This window comes from Pseudomonas sp. HR1 (assembly GCF_030175875.1).
Classification (GTDB): Bacteria; Pseudomonadota; Gammaproteobacteria; order Pseudomonadales; family Pseudomonadaceae; genus Chryseomonas; species Chryseomonas oryzihabitans.
This window is the reverse complement of the sequence record NZ_JASNRF010000004.1, coordinates 288,491-306,140: the sequence shown is the minus strand read 5'-3', so window position 1 is coordinate 306,140 and position 17,650 is coordinate 288,491. Positions and strand designations below refer to the sequence as shown.

General features: G+C 66.6%; 15 protein-coding genes. 10 read left to right on the top strand and 5 right to left on the bottom strand.

The genetic code is table 11. The features are described 5' to 3' along the window. Nucleotides 1-93: 93 nt before the first annotated feature. From prpD to QKY98_RS16705, 4 genes are all read right to left on the bottom strand, one after another. Nucleotides 94-1,578, bottom strand: a complete 1,485-nt coding sequence (prpD, locus tag QKY98_RS16720; RefSeq protein ID WP_145153654.1) for a 2-methylcitrate dehydratase — start codon at nucleotides 1,576-1,578, stop codon at nucleotides 94-96. 140 nt (nucleotides 1,579-1,718) lie between these two features. Then, nucleotides 1,719-2,846 carry a bifunctional 2-methylcitrate synthase/citrate synthase gene (gene prpC, locus QKY98_RS16715; RefSeq protein ID WP_284671273.1) on the bottom strand — a complete coding sequence of 376 codons (1,128 nt, stop codon included), beginning with the start codon at nucleotides 2,844-2,846 and terminating at the stop codon, nucleotides 1,719-1,721. A 55-nt stretch (nucleotides 2,847-2,901) separates the two neighbouring features. Next, on the bottom strand, nucleotides 2,902-3,789 hold the full coding sequence (prpB, locus tag QKY98_RS16710; RefSeq protein ID WP_074584640.1) for a methylisocitrate lyase: 888 nt from the start codon (nucleotides 3,787-3,789) through the stop codon (nucleotides 2,902-2,904). Between the two features lie 4 nt (nucleotides 3,790-3,793). After that, nucleotides 3,794-4,495: a GntR family transcriptional regulator gene (locus QKY98_RS16705; protein ID WP_027598994.1), complete on the bottom strand. Its 702-nt coding sequence runs from the start codon at nucleotides 4,493-4,495 to the stop codon at nucleotides 3,794-3,796. A 153-nt stretch (nucleotides 4,496-4,648) separates the two neighbouring features. Here QKY98_RS16705 and pabB point away from each other — a divergent pair, with 153 nt between their 5' ends. The 3 genes from pabB to QKY98_RS16690 all read left to right on the top strand — a co-directional run bounded on the left by pabB (nucleotide 4,649) and on the right by QKY98_RS16690 (nucleotide 8,003). Beyond that, nucleotides 4,649-5,992, top strand: a complete 1,344-nt coding sequence (gene pabB / locus QKY98_RS16700) for an aminodeoxychorismate synthase component I (protein WP_284671272.1) — start codon at nucleotides 4,649-4,651, stop codon at nucleotides 5,990-5,992. A gap of 48 nt (nucleotides 5,993-6,040) precedes the next feature. Beyond that, nucleotides 6,041-6,661: a phosphoadenosine phosphosulfate reductase domain-containing protein gene (locus QKY98_RS16695; protein ID WP_017641933.1), complete on the top strand. Its 621-nt coding sequence runs from the start codon at nucleotides 6,041-6,043 to the stop codon at nucleotides 6,659-6,661. A 61-nt stretch (nucleotides 6,662-6,722) separates the two neighbouring features. Beyond that, a complete protein-coding gene (locus QKY98_RS16690; protein ID WP_077172355.1) occupies nucleotides 6,723-8,003 on the top strand; it encodes an MFS transporter in 1,281 nt (426 codons plus the stop codon). Here the strand turns inward: QKY98_RS16690 and QKY98_RS16685 are convergent. Further along, a complete protein-coding gene (locus tag QKY98_RS16685) occupies nucleotides 7,976-9,286 on the bottom strand; it encodes an MFS transporter (protein WP_042138006.1) in 1,311 nt (436 codons plus the stop codon). The two genes, QKY98_RS16690 and QKY98_RS16685, sit on opposite strands and share 28 nt — an antisense overlap. Nucleotides 9,287-9,554: 268 nt before the next feature. Between QKY98_RS16685 and QKY98_RS16680 the strand changes: the two genes are divergently transcribed. The 7 genes from QKY98_RS16680 to QKY98_RS16650 all read left to right on the top strand — a co-directional run bounded on the left by QKY98_RS16680 (nucleotide 9,555) and on the right by QKY98_RS16650 (nucleotide 17,605). Beyond that, nucleotides 9,555-10,310, top strand: a complete 756-nt coding sequence (locus QKY98_RS16680; RefSeq protein ID WP_007160544.1) for a FadR/GntR family transcriptional regulator — start codon at nucleotides 9,555-9,557, stop codon at nucleotides 10,308-10,310. A 29-nt stretch (nucleotides 10,311-10,339) separates the two neighbouring features. Next, a complete protein-coding gene (locus QKY98_RS16675; protein WP_007160545.1) occupies nucleotides 10,340-11,026 on the top strand; it encodes a FadR/GntR family transcriptional regulator in 687 nt (228 codons plus the stop codon). A gap of 80 nt (nucleotides 11,027-11,106) precedes the next feature. Then, nucleotides 11,107-11,976 (top strand): SMP-30/gluconolactonase/LRE family protein, encoded by an 870-nt coding sequence (locus tag QKY98_RS16670; RefSeq protein ID WP_144957690.1) that lies wholly within the window; start codon nucleotides 11,107-11,109, stop codon nucleotides 11,974-11,976. Between the two features lie 221 nt (nucleotides 11,977-12,197). Continuing rightward, nucleotides 12,198-13,202 carry a substrate-binding domain-containing protein gene (locus QKY98_RS16665; protein ID WP_007160547.1) on the top strand — a complete coding sequence of 335 codons (1,005 nt, stop codon included), beginning with the start codon at nucleotides 12,198-12,200 and terminating at the stop codon, nucleotides 13,200-13,202. 59 nt (nucleotides 13,203-13,261) lie between these two features. Continuing rightward, nucleotides 13,262-14,788: an L-arabinose ABC transporter ATP-binding protein AraG gene (gene araG, locus QKY98_RS16660; protein WP_007160548.1), complete on the top strand. Its 1,527-nt coding sequence runs from the start codon at nucleotides 13,262-13,264 to the stop codon at nucleotides 14,786-14,788. Nucleotides 14,789-14,814: 26 nt separating this feature from the next. After that, entirely contained in the window at nucleotides 14,815-15,783 is a 969-nt protein-coding gene (araH, locus tag QKY98_RS16655; RefSeq protein ID WP_027598999.1) for an L-arabinose ABC transporter permease AraH, read from the top strand. Between the two features lie 82 nt (nucleotides 15,784-15,865). After that, entirely contained in the window at nucleotides 15,866-17,605 is a 1,740-nt protein-coding gene (locus QKY98_RS16650) for an IlvD/Edd family dehydratase (protein ID WP_284671271.1), read from the top strand. The last annotated feature ends 45 nt before the right edge of the window (nucleotides 17,606-17,650 follow it).

The following is a 17,650-nucleotide window of genomic DNA, read 5'->3' as shown; positions in this document are numbered from 1 at the left end:
GGAGCTGATCACCCGGCGCGCCCTGCCCCACCTCTGAGGCGACTCGCCTGATCCTGGATGGCCCTCCGGGATCGAGCGAGTCGCCTCTTCCGTTTACAGCACGAACAGGTCCACGAAGCGATGCACCGGGGTGGCTTCCAGGCCTGCCTGGTCCTTGCACAGCGCGAAGATCTGGGCGCAGCGACCGGCCGGGAAGCGCGTGGCCAGGTTGCTCTGGAATTTGCGCTCCAGCAGCGGAATGCCCTCTTCGCGGCGCCGGCGATGGCCGATGGGATATTCCACGGCGATCTTCTCGGTGCTGCTGCCATCGGTGAAGAACACCTGCAGGGCATTGGCGATGGATCTCTTGTCGGCTTCCAGGTATTCGCGGCTGTAGCGCTCGTCCTCGACGATCTCCATCTTCTCGCGCAGCTGGTCGATGCGCGGATGCGCCTGGTGGAAGGCGTCCTCGTAGTGCTCGGCGACCAGGTCGCCGAACAGCAGCGGCACGGCGATCATGTACTGCAGGCAGTGGTCGCGGTCGGCGGCGTTGGCCATGGGGCCCTGCTTGGAGATGATGCGAATGGCCGATTCGTGGGTGGTCACCACGATCTTCTCGATCTGATCGACGCGGTCGCGCACCTGGGGGTGCAGGATCACCGCGGCTTCGGCGGCGGTCTGGGCATGGAATTCCGCCGGGAAGCTGATCTTGAACAGCACGTTTTCCATCACGTAGCTGCCGAAGCCCTGGGGAAAGCTGAACTGACGCTGGTCCGCCGGCTTGGTGGCCAGATCCTTGTTGGTGTGGCTGAACAGCACGTCGTAGAAGCCCCACTGGGGCGCGCTGAGCACGCCCGGGATACCCATCTCGCCACGCAGAGCGATGTCGGCCAGGCGCACGCCGCGGCTCGAGGCATCACCGGCGGCCCAGGACTTGCGGCTGCCGGCATTGGGTGCATGGCGATAGGTGCGCAGGGCCTGGCCATCGACGAAGGCGTGGGACAGGGCCGCCAGCAGTTGCTCGCGGTTGGCGCCCATCAGCTTGGCGCTGACCGCGGTGGAGGCCAGCTTGACCAGGAAGACGTGGTCCAGGCCGACACGGTTGAAGGAGTTCTCCAGGGCGAAGACGCCCTGGATCTCGTGGGCCATGACCATGGCCTCCAGCACCTCGCGCATGGTCAGGGGCGCTTCGCCCTGGGCCACGCGGCGCTGGGAGAGGTGGTCGGCCACCGCCAGGATGGCGCCTAGGTTGTCGGAGGGGTGGCCCCACTCGGCGGCCAGCCAGGTGTCGTTGTAGTCCAGCCAGCGAATGATGCAGCCGATGTCCCAGGCCGCCTTGACCGGGTCCAGGCGATAGCTGGTGCCCGGCACCCGCGCGCCCTGGGGCACCACGGTGCCCTCCACCTGGGGGCCGAGCAGCTTGGTGCACTCGGGGAAACGCAGGGACAGCAGGCCGCAGCCGAGGGTGTCCATCAAGCAGTTGCGGGCGGTGTCCAGGGCCTCGCGGGAGGTGACCTGGTAGTTCAGCACGTAATCGGCCAGGTCCTGGATGACCTGGTCGTAATCGGGTCGGTTGTTGAGATCGACGTTGGCGCTCATGGGTTTTGGTTCCTAAATATCGTGGTCATGGCGGTCCGCCGATGCGGCCGCTGTACGGGGTTAGGTTCATCGCGGCCATGGGCCGCTCCTACAGGACGCTCCCGCCCTTGTAGGAGCGGCCCATGGCCGCGATCAAACAATCAACGATTGGCGATGGGCGTGAAGGCCCGCTGCTCGACACCGATGTAATCCGCGCTGGGGCGGATGATGCGGTTGTCGGCGCGCTGCTCGAAGACGTGGGCGCACCAGCCGGCCGTCCGCGAGCAGACGAAGATCGGGGTGAACAGCGGCGTCGGGATGCCGAGGAAGTGATAGGCCGAGGCGTGGTAGAAGTCGGCGTTGGGAAACAGCCCCTTCTCTTCCTTCATGGTGCGGTCGATGGCTTCCGAGACCGGGAACAGCACCCGGTCGCCCACCTCCGCCGCCAGTTGCCGGGCATAGTCCTTGATCACCTCGTTGCGCGGATCGCTGTCGCGGTAGATGGCGTGGCCGAAGCCCATCACCTTTTCCTTGCGTTCGAGCATCTGCTTGAGGCCGGTGACCGCCTCCTCGGGCGAGGCGAAGCGCTCGATCAACGCCATGGCCGCCTCGTTGGCGCCGCCATGCAGCGGGCCGCGCAGGGAGCCGATGGCGCCGGTGACGCAGGAATAGAGATCCGACAGCGTCGAGGCGCAGACCCGGGCGGTAAAGGTGGAGGCGTTGAATTCGTGCTCGGCATAGAGGATCAGCGAGACGTTCATCACCCGGGCATGCAACTCGCTGGGCGCCTTGCCGTGCAGCAGGGTGAGGAAGTGGCTAGCGATGTCCGGGGCGTCGCTGGTGCAGTCGATGCGGGTGCCGCTCTGGCTGAAGTGGTGCCAATACAGCAGGATCGCCGGAAAGGCGCCGAGCAGGCGATCGGCCACCTGCTGCTGGTCGGCGAAGCTGTGCTCCGGCTCCAGGGTGCCCAGCAGGGAGGCGCCGGTACGCATCACGTCCATGGGGTGGGCGCTGGCGGGGATACGCTCCAGGCCTTCCTTGAGCGGCTGCGGCAGGTCGCGCAGGGCCGCCAGGCGCTGGCGATAGGTGTCCAGTTGCGCTTGCGTGGGCAGCTCGCCATAGAGCAGCAGGTGGGCGATTTCCTCGAAGTCGGCCTGAGCGGCCAATTCACGGATGTCGTAGCCCCGGTAGGTGAGGCCGGCGCCGGTCTTGCCGACGGTGCAAAGCGCGGTGCGGCCGGCGACCTGGCCACGCAGGCCGGCGCCGCCGAGGGTTTTGCTGTCTGCCATCGTCTCGCTCCTCTTGGATTTGTTAGGCGAAAAAGCGGGCGTTCAGGGTGGAGCGTCAGTGTTTCTGTTGTTGGAACAGGCGATCCAGCTGGTCCTCGTAGCGGTGATAGTCGATGCGGTCATAGAGTTCGGCGCGGGTCTGCATGGTGTCGACCACCGCCTGCTGGCTGCCATCGCGGCGGATCGCCGTGTAGACGTTTTCGGCGGCGCGATTGGCCGCGCGGAAGGCCGACAGCGGATAGAGCACCAGGCCGACATCGGCCCCGGCCAATTCTTCGGTGGTGAACAGCGGCGTGGCGCCGAATTCGGTGATGTTGGCCAGGATCGGCACCTTCACCGCCTGGGCGAACTGGCGGTACATGGGCAATTCGGTCATGGCCTCGGGAAAGATCATGTCGGCGCCGGCCTCGACGCAGGCGCAGGCGCGGTCGATGGCGGCCTGCAGGCCTTCCACCGCCAGGGCGTCGGTGCGGGCCATGATGACGAAGTCGGGATCGGTGCGGGCATCCACCGCGGCCTTGATGCGGTCGACCATCTCCTGCTGGCTGACGATCTCCTTGCCCGGCCGATGACCACAGCGCTTGGCGCCGACCTGATCCTCGATGTGCATGGCCGCCGCGCCGGCCTTGATCAGGGCACGGGTGGTGCGGGCCACGTTGAAGGCCGAGGCGCCGAAGCCGGTGTCGACGTCCACCAGCAGCGGCAGGTCGCAGACATCGGTGATGCGGCGGACGTCGATCAGCACGTCTTCCAGGCCGCTGATGCCCAGGTCCGGCAGCCCCAGGGAGCCGGCCGCGACCCCGCCGCCGGACAGGTAGATGGCCTGGAAGCCGGCGCGCTTGGCCAGCAGCGCATGATTGGCGTTGAGGGTGCCGACCACCTGCAGCGGGCGTTCGGCGGCGACGGCGGCACGGAATTTCTGGCCGGGACTGACGGCAGGCATGGCGTTACCTCGACTGAGCTTGGACTAGGGGATGGTGCTGCAGATTGCGCTTGGAGGCGGCGATGTGGCGGCGCATCAGCAGTTCGGCCAGTTCGCCGTCGCCCTCGGCCAGGGCATCGAGGATGCGGTGGTGCTCGGCGAAGGCCTGGCGCGGACGATTGGGGGTGGCGGAGACCTTGAGCCGGTACATGCGCACCAGGTGATAGAGCTCGCCGCAGAGCAGCCGCACCAGCATGCCGTTGCCGCTGGCCTGGATGATGCGGTAGTGGAAGTCGTGGTCGCCTTCCTGCAGGTAGTAGCCGGTGCCGGCCTGGAACGCCGGATCGCGTTCGTGGGTATCCAGCAGCTGGCGCAATTCGTCGATGCCCTGGGGCGTGAGCCGCTCGGCCGCCAGGCGGCAGGCCATGCCTTCGAGGGATTCGCGGATTTCGTAGAGTTCGACCAGTTCGGCCAGGCTCAGGGCGGCGACCCGGGCGCCGGCATGGGGCACCCGCACCACCAGCCGCTGGCCTTCCAGGCGGTGGATGGCTTCGCGCAGCGGCCCGCGGCTGATGCCATAGGTGCGCGCCAGCTCGGGCTCGGAAATCTTGCTGCCCGGCGCCACGTCACCGCGGACGATGGCCTCGCGGATCCGGCGGAACACCTGCTCGGAGAGGGTCCCACTGTCGGTCTCGGGCGCTTCGGCCTGGAGGGGGCTATCGATCATTGTCGACACCTTTTGTGTTTATGGCCTGAATAACTACGCCTGAACGCCTTTCCCGTCAATCTTTGTCGACAATCCAGCTGTGACACCCTGTATCTCGCTCCGCCAGAGGCGGTTCGCTACACTAGCGCGCCGTCCTTCCCAGCCGACCTCGCCATGCCCCTCTGCCACCTGCATCCCCTGCCCTACCACGCCGATCCCACGGCGCGTTTCGCCCTGCTGCAGGGCGAGCCCGGCGCGGTGCTGCTGGATTCGGGGCGGCCAGTGGCCGAGCGCGGACGCTACGACCTCATGGCGGCCTGGCCGCTGGCGGTGCTGCAACCGGCAGCCGAAGAAGATGGCCGCGCTTTCTTCGCCCGGGCGCGTACCGCCTTGGTCAAACTGGGCCGGGCGGAATTGCCGGACGAGGTGGAGCTGCCTTTCGCCGGTGGCCTGCTGGGCTATCTCGGCTACGACTTCGGCCGGCGCTTGGAACGGCTGCCAGACGGCGCCCACGCCGATCTGCAACTGCCCGATAGCCGCCTGGGCCTCTATGCCTGGGCGCTGATCAGCGATCACCAGGCGCGGACCAGCCAGCTGGTCTGCCATCCGGCGCTGGACGCGGAGGAACGCCAGCGACTGATCGCCCTGTTCGAAGCAGAGGAAACGCCCGAGACCTCTGACTTCAGCCTCACCGCACCCTTCACTGCCGATATAGACCGTGATACCTATCGCCAGCGCATAGAGGCCATCCAGGCCTATGTCGCCGCCGGCGACTGCTACCAGGTCAACTTCGCCCAGCGCTTTCGCGCGCCCTTCCAGGGTTCGCCCTGGACCGCCTACCAGGCGCTGCGCGCGGCATGCCCGACGCCCTTCTCCGGCTATCTGGCGCTGGAGCGCGGCGCCCTGCTCAGTCATTCGCCGGAGCGCTTCCTGCGGGTCAGCCGCGGTCAGGTGGAAACCCGCCCGATCAAGGGCACCCGGCCAAGGCGCGCCGAGGCCGGTGCCGATGCCGCCGAAGCCCGTGCCCTGCTGGCCAGCCCCAAGGATCGCGCCGAGAATCTGATGATCGTCGACCTGCTGCGCAACGACCTGGGGCGCAGCTGCCGGATCGGCTCGGTACGGGTGCCCGAGTTGTTCGCCCTGGAGAGCTATCCCAACGTCCACCACCTGGTCAGCGCCGTCACCGGCGAACTGGCCGCAGGGCTGGACGCCCTGGATCTCCTGGCCGGCAGCTTTCCCGGTGGCTCCATCACCGGGGCGCCGAAGATCCGCGCCATGCAGATCATCGACGAGCTGGAAGAGACCCGCCGCGGCCCCTACTGCGGCTCGCTGCTCTATCTGGACGTGCGCGGCGAGAGCGACAGCTCCATCCTGATCCGCAGCCTGCTCGCCGAAGACGGCGTGCTCAGTTGCTGGGGCGGCGGCGGCATCGTCATGGACTCGCACTGGGCCGACGAATACGCCGAATCCCTGGCCAAGGTGCGAGTGCTGCTGGAGACGCTGGCAGCCCACAGCTGATCCGGCTTTGCTACCATGGCCCCATCCCTTACCCGGCTGGAGTCCGCCATGTCTCTCGATCTCGCCCGCATCAACGCCGACCTCGGCCGCGACCCCGAAAAGCTCGTCGCCTGGGCCCTGGGTCTGGGTAAAAGCGCCATCGTCACCACCAACTTCCGCCCCTTCGAGGCGGTGATCCTGCACCTGGTCAGCCAGGTCAAGCCGGACATCCCGGTGGTCTGGATGGACAGTGGCTACAACACCCCCGCCACCTACCGCTGCGCCGACGAGATCGTGCGCAAGCTGAATCTCAACCTGGTGACGTACCTGCCCAAGCGCTCGCGCGCCCACCGCGAGGCCATCGACGGCCCGGTACCCGGGCTGGACGATCCGCGCCACGCCGCCTTCACCGAAGAGGTCAAGCTGGAACCCTTCGCCCGCGCCCTGCGCGAGACGGCGCCCGAGGTCTGGTTCACCGCCCTGCGCGCCACCGATACCGCGGTGCGCGCCCAGATGGACCCGGTCAGCGTCAATCCGGACGGTCTGATCAAGGTTGCGCCGCTGCTGCACTGGACCTCCAAGGATCTCTACCAGTACCTCACCGCCCACGACCTGCCCAACGAGTTCGACTACTTCGATCCCACCAAGGGTGACGAGAACCGCGAGTGCGGCCTGCACCTCGCCCACTGAGTCCGTGCCTTTCGCGCGTCCGCTCCCGGGCGCGCGCCCTGCTCCTGCTGATAGCTCGCCCATGACCGCTTCCCGCCCTATCCACTCCCGCAAGGGCGTCTTTGCCGTGGTGCTCGGCAACGCCGTGGAGTTCTTCGACTTCGGCGTCTACGCCACCTTCGCCGTGCTGATCGGCCAGGTGTTCTTTCCCTCGCAGAACGCCTTCGCCAGCCTCATGGCCAGCGTCATCACCTTTGGCGTCGGCTTCGTCGTCCGCCCGCTGGGCGCCATCCTCATCGGCGCCTGGGCCGACCGGGTCGGGCGCAAGCCGGCGATGCTGCTGACCATGGTGCTGATGGCCCTGGGCACCGGCGGCATCGCCGTGCTGCCGGGCTACGAGCAGATCGGCATCGCCGCCCCCATCCTGCTGGTGCTGACCCGGCTGTTGCAGGGCCTGGCCTGGGGTGGCGAAGCCGGCCCGGCCACCACCTACATCCTGGAAGCGGCGCCGCTGCACAAGAGGGGCACCTACGCCTGCTGGCAGGTGGTGGCCCAGGGCCTGGCCGCGGTGGCGGCCGGCCTGATCGGCTATGGCCTGACCCTCTGGCTGACACCGGAGCAACTGCTGGCCTGGGGCTGGCGTCTGCCCTTCCTGCTCGGCCTGGCGATCCTGCCCATCGGTCTCTACATCCGTCGCGGCCTGGTGGATACCCACGTCGGTGAAACCCGGGGCACCGGCGCGGTGCTGGGCGAGGTGCTGGCCACCCAGCGGCGGCCACTGCTGCTGGGACTGCTGATCCTCTCCGGCAGCACCATCACCCAGTATTTCCTCAACTACATGACCACCTTCGCCCTGGTGGAGCTCAAGCTGCCGGCCGGGATCGCCATGCTCGCCACCCTGGTGATGGGCGCGGCCATGGCGGTCTGCTCGATCCTGGGCGGGGTGCTCAGCGATCGCTATGGCCGACGCATCGTGCTGATCCTGCCGCGGCTGCTGTTGCTGGTGTTGCTCTATCCGGCGCTGGAACTCATCACCCAGGCACCCGGCCCGGGCACCTTCCTGCTGACCCTGGCCGTGCTCTCCGGCCTGCACGGCATGAGCGGCGCGGCCCTGATCGTGCTCCTGGTGGAAAGCTTTCCGCAGCGGGTACGGGCCACCGGCTTCTCGGTGGTCTATGCGCTGGGGGTGGCGGCCTTCGGCGGCACCGCCCAGATCGTGGTGACCTGGCTGATCGGCGCCACCGGGGATCGCATGGCGCCGGCCGGCTATCTGCTGGTGGCCAATCTGGTCTGCCTCGGCGCCGCCTGGTTTGCCGCCGAGACCTGCCCGGGGCGTCAGCCGGCGGAACGCTCCGCGGCGTAACCCTCTTCCCGACGGTTCTTGCGCTCCAGGCGGGTGTAGACGATGCCGGTCAGCAGGAGGCCAAACACCAGCACCGCGGCCAGCAGATAGAGACCCGAGGCCAGGGTCCCGGTCGCCGCCTTGAGCGCGCCGATGCCATAGGGGCCGAGATAGCCGCCGAGGTTGCCTACCGAATTGATCAGGGCGATGCCGGCGGCGGCACTGGCCCCGGCGAAGAAGCGTCCGGGCAGGGTCCAGAACAGCGCGGTAAGGGAAAACAGGCAGAAGGCCACGACCGACAGCGCCGCCAGTTGCAGCACGGCGGTGCCGAACCAGGCGCTGCCGGCCATGGCCAGGGCGCCCACGGCATAGAGCACCGCCAGGTGACCGTAGCGATCGCCCAGGCGATCCGAACTGCGCGGCACGATGAGCAGGCCGAGAATGCCGAAGGCATAGGGGATCGCCGAGATGAAGCCGGTGGTGAGATCGCTGCCGCCGAACTGGTGGATCAGCGTCGGCAGCCACAGCCCCAGGCCATAGATGCTCAGGGTCACCGGCAGATAGTAGAGCGCCAGCAGCAGCACCCGGCGGTCCTTGAGCGCATGCAGGGGGTTGCCATGGCGGGTCTGGTCGAAGAGGTGCAGGTCCTTTTCCAGCTCCGTGGCCAGCCAGCGCTTTTCCTCGGCATTCAGCCAGGCGACCTGTTGCGGACCATCCGGCAGCCGGGTCAGGGTCGGCCAGGCCAGCAGCACCGCCGGCGCGCCGATGCAAAGGAACAGCCACTGCCAGCCGTGCAGGCCGAGCGCGCCATCCAGTTGCAGCAGCATGCCCGACAGCGGCCCCGTCACCAGCATGGCGATGGGTTGGGAGAGGATGAACAGCCCCATGATCTTGCCGCGGTGACGCACCGGGAACCACTGGGTGAGGTAGTAGAGCACCCCGGGAAAGAAGCCGGCCTCGGCCACCCCCAGCAGGAAGCGCATGACATAGAAACTGGTGGGACCCTGGACGAAGGCCATGCCCATGGTGATGGCGCCCCAGGTGATCAGGATGCGGGCGAACCAGCGCCGGGCACCGAAGCGCTCCAGCAGCAGATTGCTGGGTACTTCGAAGAGGAAGTAACCGATAAAGAACAGGCCGGCACCGAGGCCGTAGGCGGCGTCGCCGATGCCGACGTCGGCGCCCATGTGCAGCTTGGCGAAGCCCACGGCAGAGCGGTCGATGTAGGCGACCAGATAGAGCAGGACGAGAAAGGGAATCAGCTTGTGCGTGATCCGGCGAATGAGGACGGATTCGGGGTGCATGGCGTTCTCCGACTTGTTGTTTTTGTGCGGTTGAAGCGCAGATCGCCCTAAAGTCTAACGTAATATCATTAAGACGTTAAATAGCCATAAGCCGCCATTAATCGGCACTTAAGGTAAATTTGGTACTATTAAAACAATGTTACGAAGTAGGAAATCTTACCTCTTGCTTTCCGCTGATCCCCATTACAGAGCCGCCTGGCCCACGATAAGATCGGTTATCGCGCTGATGGTGTTATAGTGATGGCACGACGACTTCGGATGCCTTTCGATGAATTACAAGACACCGCTGCCGCGCAAAAGCAGACACGCTCGCATCGTTCATGAGCTCGGTACCCAGATCGTGTCTGGACACTTTCTGCCAGACCAGCGCCTGCCCCCCGAGGCGCAGCTGTGCGAAGAGTACCAAGTGAGCCGCCCTGTCCTGCGTGAGGCTACCCGGGTGCTCGTGGCCAAGGGCCTGGTCAGGTCCAAGCCCAAGGTCGGAACCGTGGTCAAACCACGCAACGAGTGGCATCTGCTCGATCCCGACGTCCTGCATTGGCTGCTGGAGAGCGATTCGCGGCACAGCTTCTACGAGACCCTGGTCAAGGTGCGCAACATCATCGAGCCGGAGGTCGCCGCCATGGCGGCTGCCAATGCCCAGCCCGAAGACGTGAAGGCCATCGAAGACGCCTACGAGCGGATGGAGCAGGCCGTGGACATCGCCAACATGGCCGAACCGGACATGGCCTTTCACCTGTCCATCGCCACGGCCACCCACAACGAATTGCTGACTCACCTCTACAGCATCATGTTGCTGCCGGTGCGGGACTACCTGGAACGCTCCTCGGCGCTGTTCGCCGCCGGCGACAGCCTCAACCTGCTGGTCTCCCGGCACAAGGCGATCCTCACCGCCATCCAGCACCGCGACCCGCTGACCGCTCGCCACGCCGCCATCGCCCAGCTGGCCGGTGTCAATGACATGGTCGCCGAGGCCTTCCGGCCGCAGCCCTTGTCTGAAGGTGAAATTTCGTATGATCATTGAGGGCAAGAACCCACTCGCGGTATGCCCTCATGTCCAGCAGCTACCATGCCTCTACCGTAGAACAACTCGGCCAGCGCCTCGCGGCCGGGCAATTTCCGCCCGGTAGCGCCCTCAAGGTAGAGGCGGATCTCTGCCAGGAGCTGGGCGTCAGCCGCACCATCCTGCGCGAAGCGATCAAGACCCTGGCGGCCAAGGGCATGCTGGAAGTCGGCCCCAAGGTCGGTACCCGGGTCCTGCCGCTGAGTCGCTGGAATCTGTTCGATACCCAGGTGGTGGGCTGGCTGGCCACGGGCGGTCTGCCTGCCCATTTCGTCAAGGACTTGCTGGATCTGCGCCACGCCATCGAGCCGGCGGCGGTCCGCTGGGCCTGCGAAAGAGCCACCCCTGAGCAGGTGCAGGCGATCCAGGTCGCCTACCAGCATCTGGAAGCCTCCCTCGAGGGCGGCGACTACAACACCGCCGACCAGCGTTTCCACGAGTGCGTCCTGGCGGCCAGCCACAATCAGTTCATCGAGCAGATGGTGCCCGCCCTGGGCGCCCTGCTGGCGGCCTCCTTTACCCTGTCGTCGGCCGATCCCGCCGAATTGCGACGTACCCTCCCCCTGCACAAGACCCTCGCCGACGGCATCGCCTCGCGCGATGCGGCGCGCGCCGTCTGGGCCTGCATGATGCTGATCGACAGCGCGGCGGTGACCCTGGCGCGCTATACGGACTGACGTTTCGGTCGGCAACCTTGGCGTCGCCGCAGGTTCCCATGCCTGGACTTCCCGTACTGCCACAACAAGAGAGGTGAACGATGGATTGGCAGCCGCTGCTTCCCCAGCGCTTCAAACTGGCCGAGGGCCCCTTCTGGGACCAGGAGACCCAGGCGCTCTACTGGGTGGACATCGCCGGCTTCAAGGCCTGCCGCCTGAGCGGCGAGCACTATCAGGAATGGCAACTGGATCGGCCCTGTTCCGCCTTCGTGCCCACGGTGCGCGGCGACGCCCTGGTGACCCTGCCAGACGGCGTCTTCCGTCTTGACCTGGATTCGCCACCGGACCGTCCCGCCCTGGAACTCTTCTGCGTCGCCGATCCCGATCCGGGCAATCGCGGCAACGAAGCCCGCTGCGATGCCCAGGGGCGACTCTGGCTGGGCACCATGCAGAACAATCTCGATGCCCAGGGTGGCGACGTGGCCATCGACCGCCACTCGGGCGGGCTGTTCCGCATCGATCCGGACGGCAGCGTCAGTCGTCACGCCAGCGATCTCGGCATCGCCAACACCCTGGTCTGGAGCGCGGCGGACAACCACGTCATCAGCGCCGATACCCTCAAGGACACCCTCTATCGCTATCCGCTGGATGCCAATGGCAACCTGGGGACCCCCACCGTCTGGGCCGGCCCCCACGAGCGCGGCTCGCCGGACGGCTCGGCCATCGACAGCGAGGGCTGCGTATGGAATGCGCGCTGGGATGGCAACTGCCTGCTGCGCTTCTCGCCGGAGGGCGAGCTGCTGGAGATCGTCGAACTGCCCGTCCAGCGCCCCACCAGCTGCGTCTTCGGCGGACCGGATCTGCGCACCCTGTACGTCACCAGCGCCGCCGCCGATGGCGCCCTCGACGGCGCCCTGCTCAAGGCCACCGCACCGGTAGCCGGCATGCCCTGCCACAGGTTCGCTGGCTGATTCATCCTACCGACCCAGGCGCCCCTCTGCGGCGCCTTTCCGTTCCAGCCCCTATGTAACAGCTTGGTGACACAGGTGACGAAAAATCTCGTCACCTTTTCCTTGCACCCGCACCCATCCAATCATAATATCAATGAAGAGCGGTGTCGTCTGACCTCCACGACGGCAGCCCGCCGCCTCGCATTGCCTGGCCACACCAATAAAAACAAGGAGTTCCAGCTATGTTCCGTGTTCCGGGAGTTCGTTCTCTGCTGCGTGCCGCCCTCGCCGCCGGTGCCGTCAGCCTGTCTCTCTCCGCTTTCGCTGCCGATCCGGTCAAGATCGGTTTCCTGGTCAAGCAACCCGAGGAGCCCTGGTTCCAGACCGAGTGGGCCTTCGCCGAGAAAGCCGCCAAGGACAAGGGCTTCACCCTGCTCAAGATCGCCGTGCCGGATGGCGAGAAGACCCTCGCCGCCATCGACAGCCTGGCCGCCAACGGCGCCAAGGGCTTCGTAATCTGCCCGCCCGACGTCTCCCTCGGCCCGGCCATCGTGGCCAAGGCCAAGCTCAACGACCTCAAGGTCATGGCCGTGGACGACCGCTTCGTCGACGCCAAGGGCAAGTTCATGGAAGACGTGCCCTACCTGGGCATGGCCGCCTTCGAGGTCGGCCAGCAGCAGGGCGCCGCCATGGCCGCCGAAGCCGAGAAGCGTGGCTGGAAGTGGGATGACACCTATGCGGTGATCAACACCTACAACGAGCTGGACACCGGCAAGAAGCGCACCGACGGTTCGGTGGAAGCCCTGAAGAAGGCCGGTTTGCCCGCCGATCACATCATCTTCGCGCCGCAGAAGACCCTGGACGTGCCCGGCAGCATGGACTCCACCACCTCGGCCCTAGTCAAGCTGCCCTCGGGCGCCAAGCACCTAATCATCGGCGGCATGAACGACAACACCGTGCTGGGCGGCGTCCGCGCCACCGAAAGCGCCGGCTTCAAGGCCGAGCAGGTGATCGGCATCGGCATCAACGGCACCGACGCCATCGGCGAACTGAAGAAACCCAACAGCGGCTTCTTCGGCTCCATGCTGCCCAGCCCCCACGAAGAGGGCTACCAGACCGCCAGCATGATGTACGAGTGGGTCACCACCGGTAAGGAACCGCCCAAGTACACCGCGATGGACAAGGTCACCCTCATCACCCGCGCCAATTTCCAGCAAGAGCTGGAAAAGATCGGCCTCTGGAAGTGATGACCCCGGCGGCGCCTCGGCTGGCGCCGCCCTCCTCTTTCGTCTGACAGGAGTGCCCCATGGCAGCCCTGGAACAAACCACCGCCCAGAGCGCCGACAGCCTCGGTTTCGTCGGCATCGGCAAGACCTTTCCCGGCGTCAAGGCGCTCGCCGACATCTCCTTCAACGTGCGTCCCGGCTCGGTGCACGCCCTCATGGGCGAGAACGGTGCCGGCAAGTCGACCCTGCTGAAGATCCTCAGCGGCTACCACGCCCCCACCACCGGCCACCTCAACATCGACGGCCAGGAGCTGGTGTTCAAGAGCACCGCCGAAGCCATCCGCGCCGGCGTCGCCGTGATCCAGCAGGAGCTGCAGCTGGTGCCGGAAATGACTGTCGCCGAAAATCTCTTTCTCGGGCACCTGCCGGCGCGCTACGGCATCGTCAATCGCGGCCACCTGCGCCGCCAGGCCCTGGACCTGCTCAAGGGCCTGGCCGAAGAAATCGACCCCAATACCAAGGTCGGGCGCCTGTCGCTCGGTCAGCGCCAGCTGGTGGAGATCGCCAAGGCGCTCTCCCGGGGCGCCCGCGTCATCGCCTTCGACGAGCCGACCAGCTCGCTGTCCGCCCGCGAGACCGATCGGCTGATGACCATCATTGCCCGGCTGCGCGACGAAGGCCGGGTGGTGCTCTATGTCTCCCACCGCATGGAAGAAGTCTTCCGCATCTGCGACGCGGTGACGGTGTTCAAGGACGGCCGCCACGTGCGCACCATCGAGCGCCTGGCCGACATCACCCCCGACCAGCTGATCACCCTGATGGTCGGCCGTGATCTCGCCGACATCTACGACTACCGCCCGCGCGAGATCGGCGGCGGCTGCCTCAAGGTCGAGGGCCTGCTCGGCCAGGGTCTGCAGCAGCCGGTGGGCTTCGAGGTCTGCCAGGGCGAGATCCTCGGCCTGTTCGGCCTGGTCGGTGCCGGTCGCACCGAGCTCTTGCGTCTGCTGGCGGGGCTGGAAAAGCACAAGGCCGGCAGCCTGAGTCTCAAGGGCGCCCCGGTCAGCCTGAAGTCGCCGCGTGACGCCATCGCCGCCGGCATCCTGCTGTGCCCGGAAGATCGCAAGAAGGAAGGCATCGTGCCCCTGGCCAGCGTGGCCGAGAACATCAACATCAGCGCCCGCGCCCACCACGCCAGCCTCGGCTGCCTGATCCAGGGTCGCTGGGAAAAGGCCAACGCCGAAAAGCAGATTCGCGCGCTGAACGTGAAGACGCCCCACGCCGGGCAGAAGATCAAGAATCTCTCCGGCGGCAACCAGCAGAAGGCCATCCTCGGGCGCTGGCTGTCGATGCCCATGCAGGTGCTCTTGCTCGACGAACCCACCCGCGGCATCGACGTGGGCGCCAAGTCAGAGATCTACGCCATCATCCATGACCTCGCCGCCCGCGGCATCGCCGTGGTGGTGGTGTCCAGCGACCTGATGGAAGTCATGGGCGTGGCCGATCGCATCCTGGTGATGAGCGAAGGCGCCATCACCGGCGAGGTGGCCCGCGCCGAGTTCAACGACGAGCGCCTGCTGCAGCTCGCCCTGCCCCGTACCCGGGCCTGATGAAAACAAGAAAAGAGGTCACGTCCATGTCCGCCCAACCCCACAGCCTGACCCCGCCGCGCCGCGGTTTCGACACCCGCCGCTTCCTCGACGACTGGGCCATGATGCTGGCCGCCGTCGTCATCTTCACCCTCTGCGCGCTGTTCGTGCAGAACTTCCTCTCGCCGCTGAACATGCGCGGTCTGGGTCTGGCGATCTCCACCGTGGGCATCGCCGCCTGCACCATGCTGTTCTGCCTGGCCTCCGGCCACTTCGACCTCTCGGTGGGGTCGGTCATCGCCTGTGCCGGGGTGGTTGCCGCGGTGGTGATGCGCGAATTCGACAGCGTCTTTCTCGGCGTCGCCGCCGCCCTGGCCATGGGCCTGGTGGTGGGTCTGATCAACGGCCTGGTGATCGCCAAGCTCAAGATCAACGCCCTGATCACCACGCTGGCGACCATGCAGATCGTGCGCGGCCTGGGCTACATCTTCTCCGACGGCAAGGCCGTGGGCGTCTCCCAGGAGCAGTTCTTCGTGTTCGGCAACGGCCAGCTGTTCGGCCTGCCGGTGCCCATCGTCATCACCCTGCTGTGCATCCTGTTCTTTGGCTGGCTGCTCAACTACACCACCTTCGGCCGCAACACCATGGCCATCGGCGGCAACGAGGAAGCCGCGCTGCTGGCCGGCGTCCACGTCGACCGCACCAAGATCATCATCTTTGCCATGCACGGGGTGATCGGCGCCCTGGCCGGCGTGGTGCTGGCCTCGCGCATGACCTCCGGCCAGCCGATGATCGGCCAGGGCTTCGAACTCACGGTGATCTCCGCCTGCGTGCTGGGCGGGGTTTCCCTGGCCGGCGGCATCGGCATGATCCGCCACGTGATCGCCGGCGTGCTGATCCTGGCGATCATCGAGAACGCCATGAACCTGAAGAACATCGACACCTTCTATCAGTACGTCATCCGCGGAACCATCCTGCTGCTGGCCGTGGTCATCGACCGCTTCAAGCAGCGCTAAACCTTGACTCTGCCCTCCCCCGCGGCGCCAGGCGCGCCGTGCCGGGGACCGCTTTGCCCGTGAAATGCCCGAGGACCAAACAATGACCACGCCCAAACGCCCGCTCCGCTCCGCCCAGTGGTTTGGCAGCAACGACAAGAACGGCTTCATGTACCGCAGCTGGATGAAGAACCAGGGCATCCCGGACCATGAATTCCAGGGCAAGCCCGTCATCGGCATCTGCAACACCTGGTCCGAGCTGACCCCCTGCAACGCCCACTTCCGGAAGATCGCCGAACACGTCAAGCGCGGCATCTACGAAGCCGGCGGCTTCCCGGTGGAATTCCCGGTGTTCTCCAACGGCGAATCCAACCTCAGACCCACCGCCATGCTGACCCGCAACCTGGCCAGCATGGACGTGGAAGAAGCCATTCGCGGCAACCCGGTGGACGCCGTGGTGCTGCTCACCGGCTGCGACAAGACCACGCCGGCGCTGCTGATGGGCGCCGCCAGCTGCGACGTGCCGGCTATCGTCGTCACCGGTGGCCCCATGCTCAACGGCAAGCACCACGGCCGCGACATCGGCGCCGGCACCATCGTCTGGCAGATGCACGAGGCCTACAAGGCGGGTGCCATCGACCTCAACGAATTCCTCTCCGCCGAAGCCGGGATGTCGCGTTCGGCCGGGACCTGCAACACCATGGGCACCGCCTCGACCATGGCCTGCATGGCCGAGGCCCTGGGCACCTCGCTGCCGCACAACGCCGCCATCCCGGCGGTGGATTCGCGGCGCTACGTGCTGGCCCACCTGTCCGGCATGCGCATCGTCGAGATGGTGGAAGAAGACCTCCGGCTGTCGAAGATCCTCACCAAGGAAGCCTTCGAGAACGCCATCCGCGTCAACGCCGCCATCGGCGGTTCCACCAACGCGGTGATCCACCTCAAGGCCATCGCCGGCCGCATCGGCGTGGACCTGGAGCTGGACGACTGGACCCGGGTCGGCCGCGGCACCCCCACCATCGTCGACCTGCAACCGTCCGGACGCTTCCTGATGGAGGAGTTCTATTATTCCGGCGGCCTGCCGGCGGTGATCCGCCGCATGGGCGAAGCCAATCTGCTGCCCCATCCCGAGGCCCTGACCGCCAACGGCAAGACAATCTGGGCGAACTGCGCCGAGGCGCCCATCTACGGCGACGACGAGGTCATCCGCGCCCTGGACAACCCCCTGCGCTCCGACGGTGGCATCTGCGTATTGCGCGGAAACCTGGCGCCCAAGGGCGCGGTGCTCAAGCCCTCGGCCGCGACCCCGGCGCTCATGCAGCATCGCGGTCGCGCCGTGGTGTTCGAGAACCTCGAAGACTACAAGGCGCGCATCGTCGACCCGGATCTGGACATCGACGAGACCTGCGTGATGGTGCTGAAGAACTGCGGGCCCAAGGGTTACCCGGGCATGGCCGAGGTAGGCAACATGGGCCTGCCGCCCAAGCTGCTGGCCAAGGGCATCACCGACATGGTGCGCATCTCCGACGCCCGCATGAGCGGCACCGCCTACGGCACCGTGGTGCTGCACGTGGCGCCCGAGGCCTCGGCCGGCGGCCCGCTGGCGGTGGTGCGCGAAGGCGACATGATCGAACTGGACTGCGCCTCCGGGCGCCTGCACCTGGATATCCCCGACGAAGAACTGGCCGCGCGTCTGGCCGACTGGCAACCGCCGGCCGATCAGCTGCTGGCCGGCGGTTATCGCCGCCTCTACGTCAACCATGTGCTGCAAGCCGACGAAGGCTGCGACTTCGACTTCCTGGTCGGCTGCCGCGGCGCCGAGGTGCCCCGCCACTCCCATTGATCCGCTTCTACCCCCTCTCCCTTCGGGAGAGGGTTGGGGTGAGGA

Bases quoted from the DNA above. Each gene is read 5' to 3' on its own strand.
- pabB (WP_284671272.1), top strand. From the start codon at position 4,649: ATGCCCCTCTGCCACCTGCATCCCCTGCCCTACCACGCCGATCCCACG.
- prpB (WP_074584640.1), bottom strand. From the start codon at position 3,789: ATGCCTGCCGTCAGTCCCGGCCAGAAATTCCGTGCCGCCGTCGCCGCC.
- QKY98_RS16680 (WP_007160544.1), top strand. From the start codon at position 9,555: ATGAATTACAAGACACCGCTGCCGCGCAAAAGCAGACACGCTCGCATC.
- QKY98_RS16695 (WP_017641933.1), top strand. From the start codon at position 6,041: ATGTCTCTCGATCTCGCCCGCATCAACGCCGACCTCGGCCGCGACCCC.
- prpC (WP_284671273.1), bottom strand. From the start codon at position 2,846: ATGGCAGACAGCAAAACCCTCGGCGGCGCCGGCCTGCGTGGCCAGGTC.
- araH (WP_027598999.1), top strand. From the start codon at position 14,815: ATGTCCGCCCAACCCCACAGCCTGACCCCGCCGCGCCGCGGTTTCGAC.
- QKY98_RS16670 (WP_144957690.1), top strand. From the start codon at position 11,107: ATGGATTGGCAGCCGCTGCTTCCCCAGCGCTTCAAACTGGCCGAGGGC.
- prpD (WP_145153654.1), bottom strand. From the start codon at position 1,578: ATGAGCGCCAACGTCGATCTCAACAACCGACCCGATTACGACCAGGTC.
- QKY98_RS16665 (WP_007160547.1), top strand. From the start codon at position 12,198: ATGTTCCGTGTTCCGGGAGTTCGTTCTCTGCTGCGTGCCGCCCTCGCC.
- QKY98_RS16685 (WP_042138006.1), bottom strand. From the start codon at position 9,286: ATGCACCCCGAATCCGTCCTCATTCGCCGGATCACGCACAAGCTGATT.
- QKY98_RS16650 (WP_284671271.1), top strand. From the start codon at position 15,866: ATGACCACGCCCAAACGCCCGCTCCGCTCCGCCCAGTGGTTTGGCAGC.
- QKY98_RS16705 (WP_027598994.1), bottom strand. From the start codon at position 4,495: ATGATCGATAGCCCCCTCCAGGCCGAAGCGCCCGAGACCGACAGTGGG.
- QKY98_RS16690 (WP_077172355.1), top strand. From the start codon at position 6,723: ATGACCGCTTCCCGCCCTATCCACTCCCGCAAGGGCGTCTTTGCCGTG.
- araG (WP_007160548.1), top strand. From the start codon at position 13,262: ATGGCAGCCCTGGAACAAACCACCGCCCAGAGCGCCGACAGCCTCGGT.
- QKY98_RS16675 (WP_007160545.1), top strand. From the start codon at position 10,340: ATGTCCAGCAGCTACCATGCCTCTACCGTAGAACAACTCGGCCAGCGC.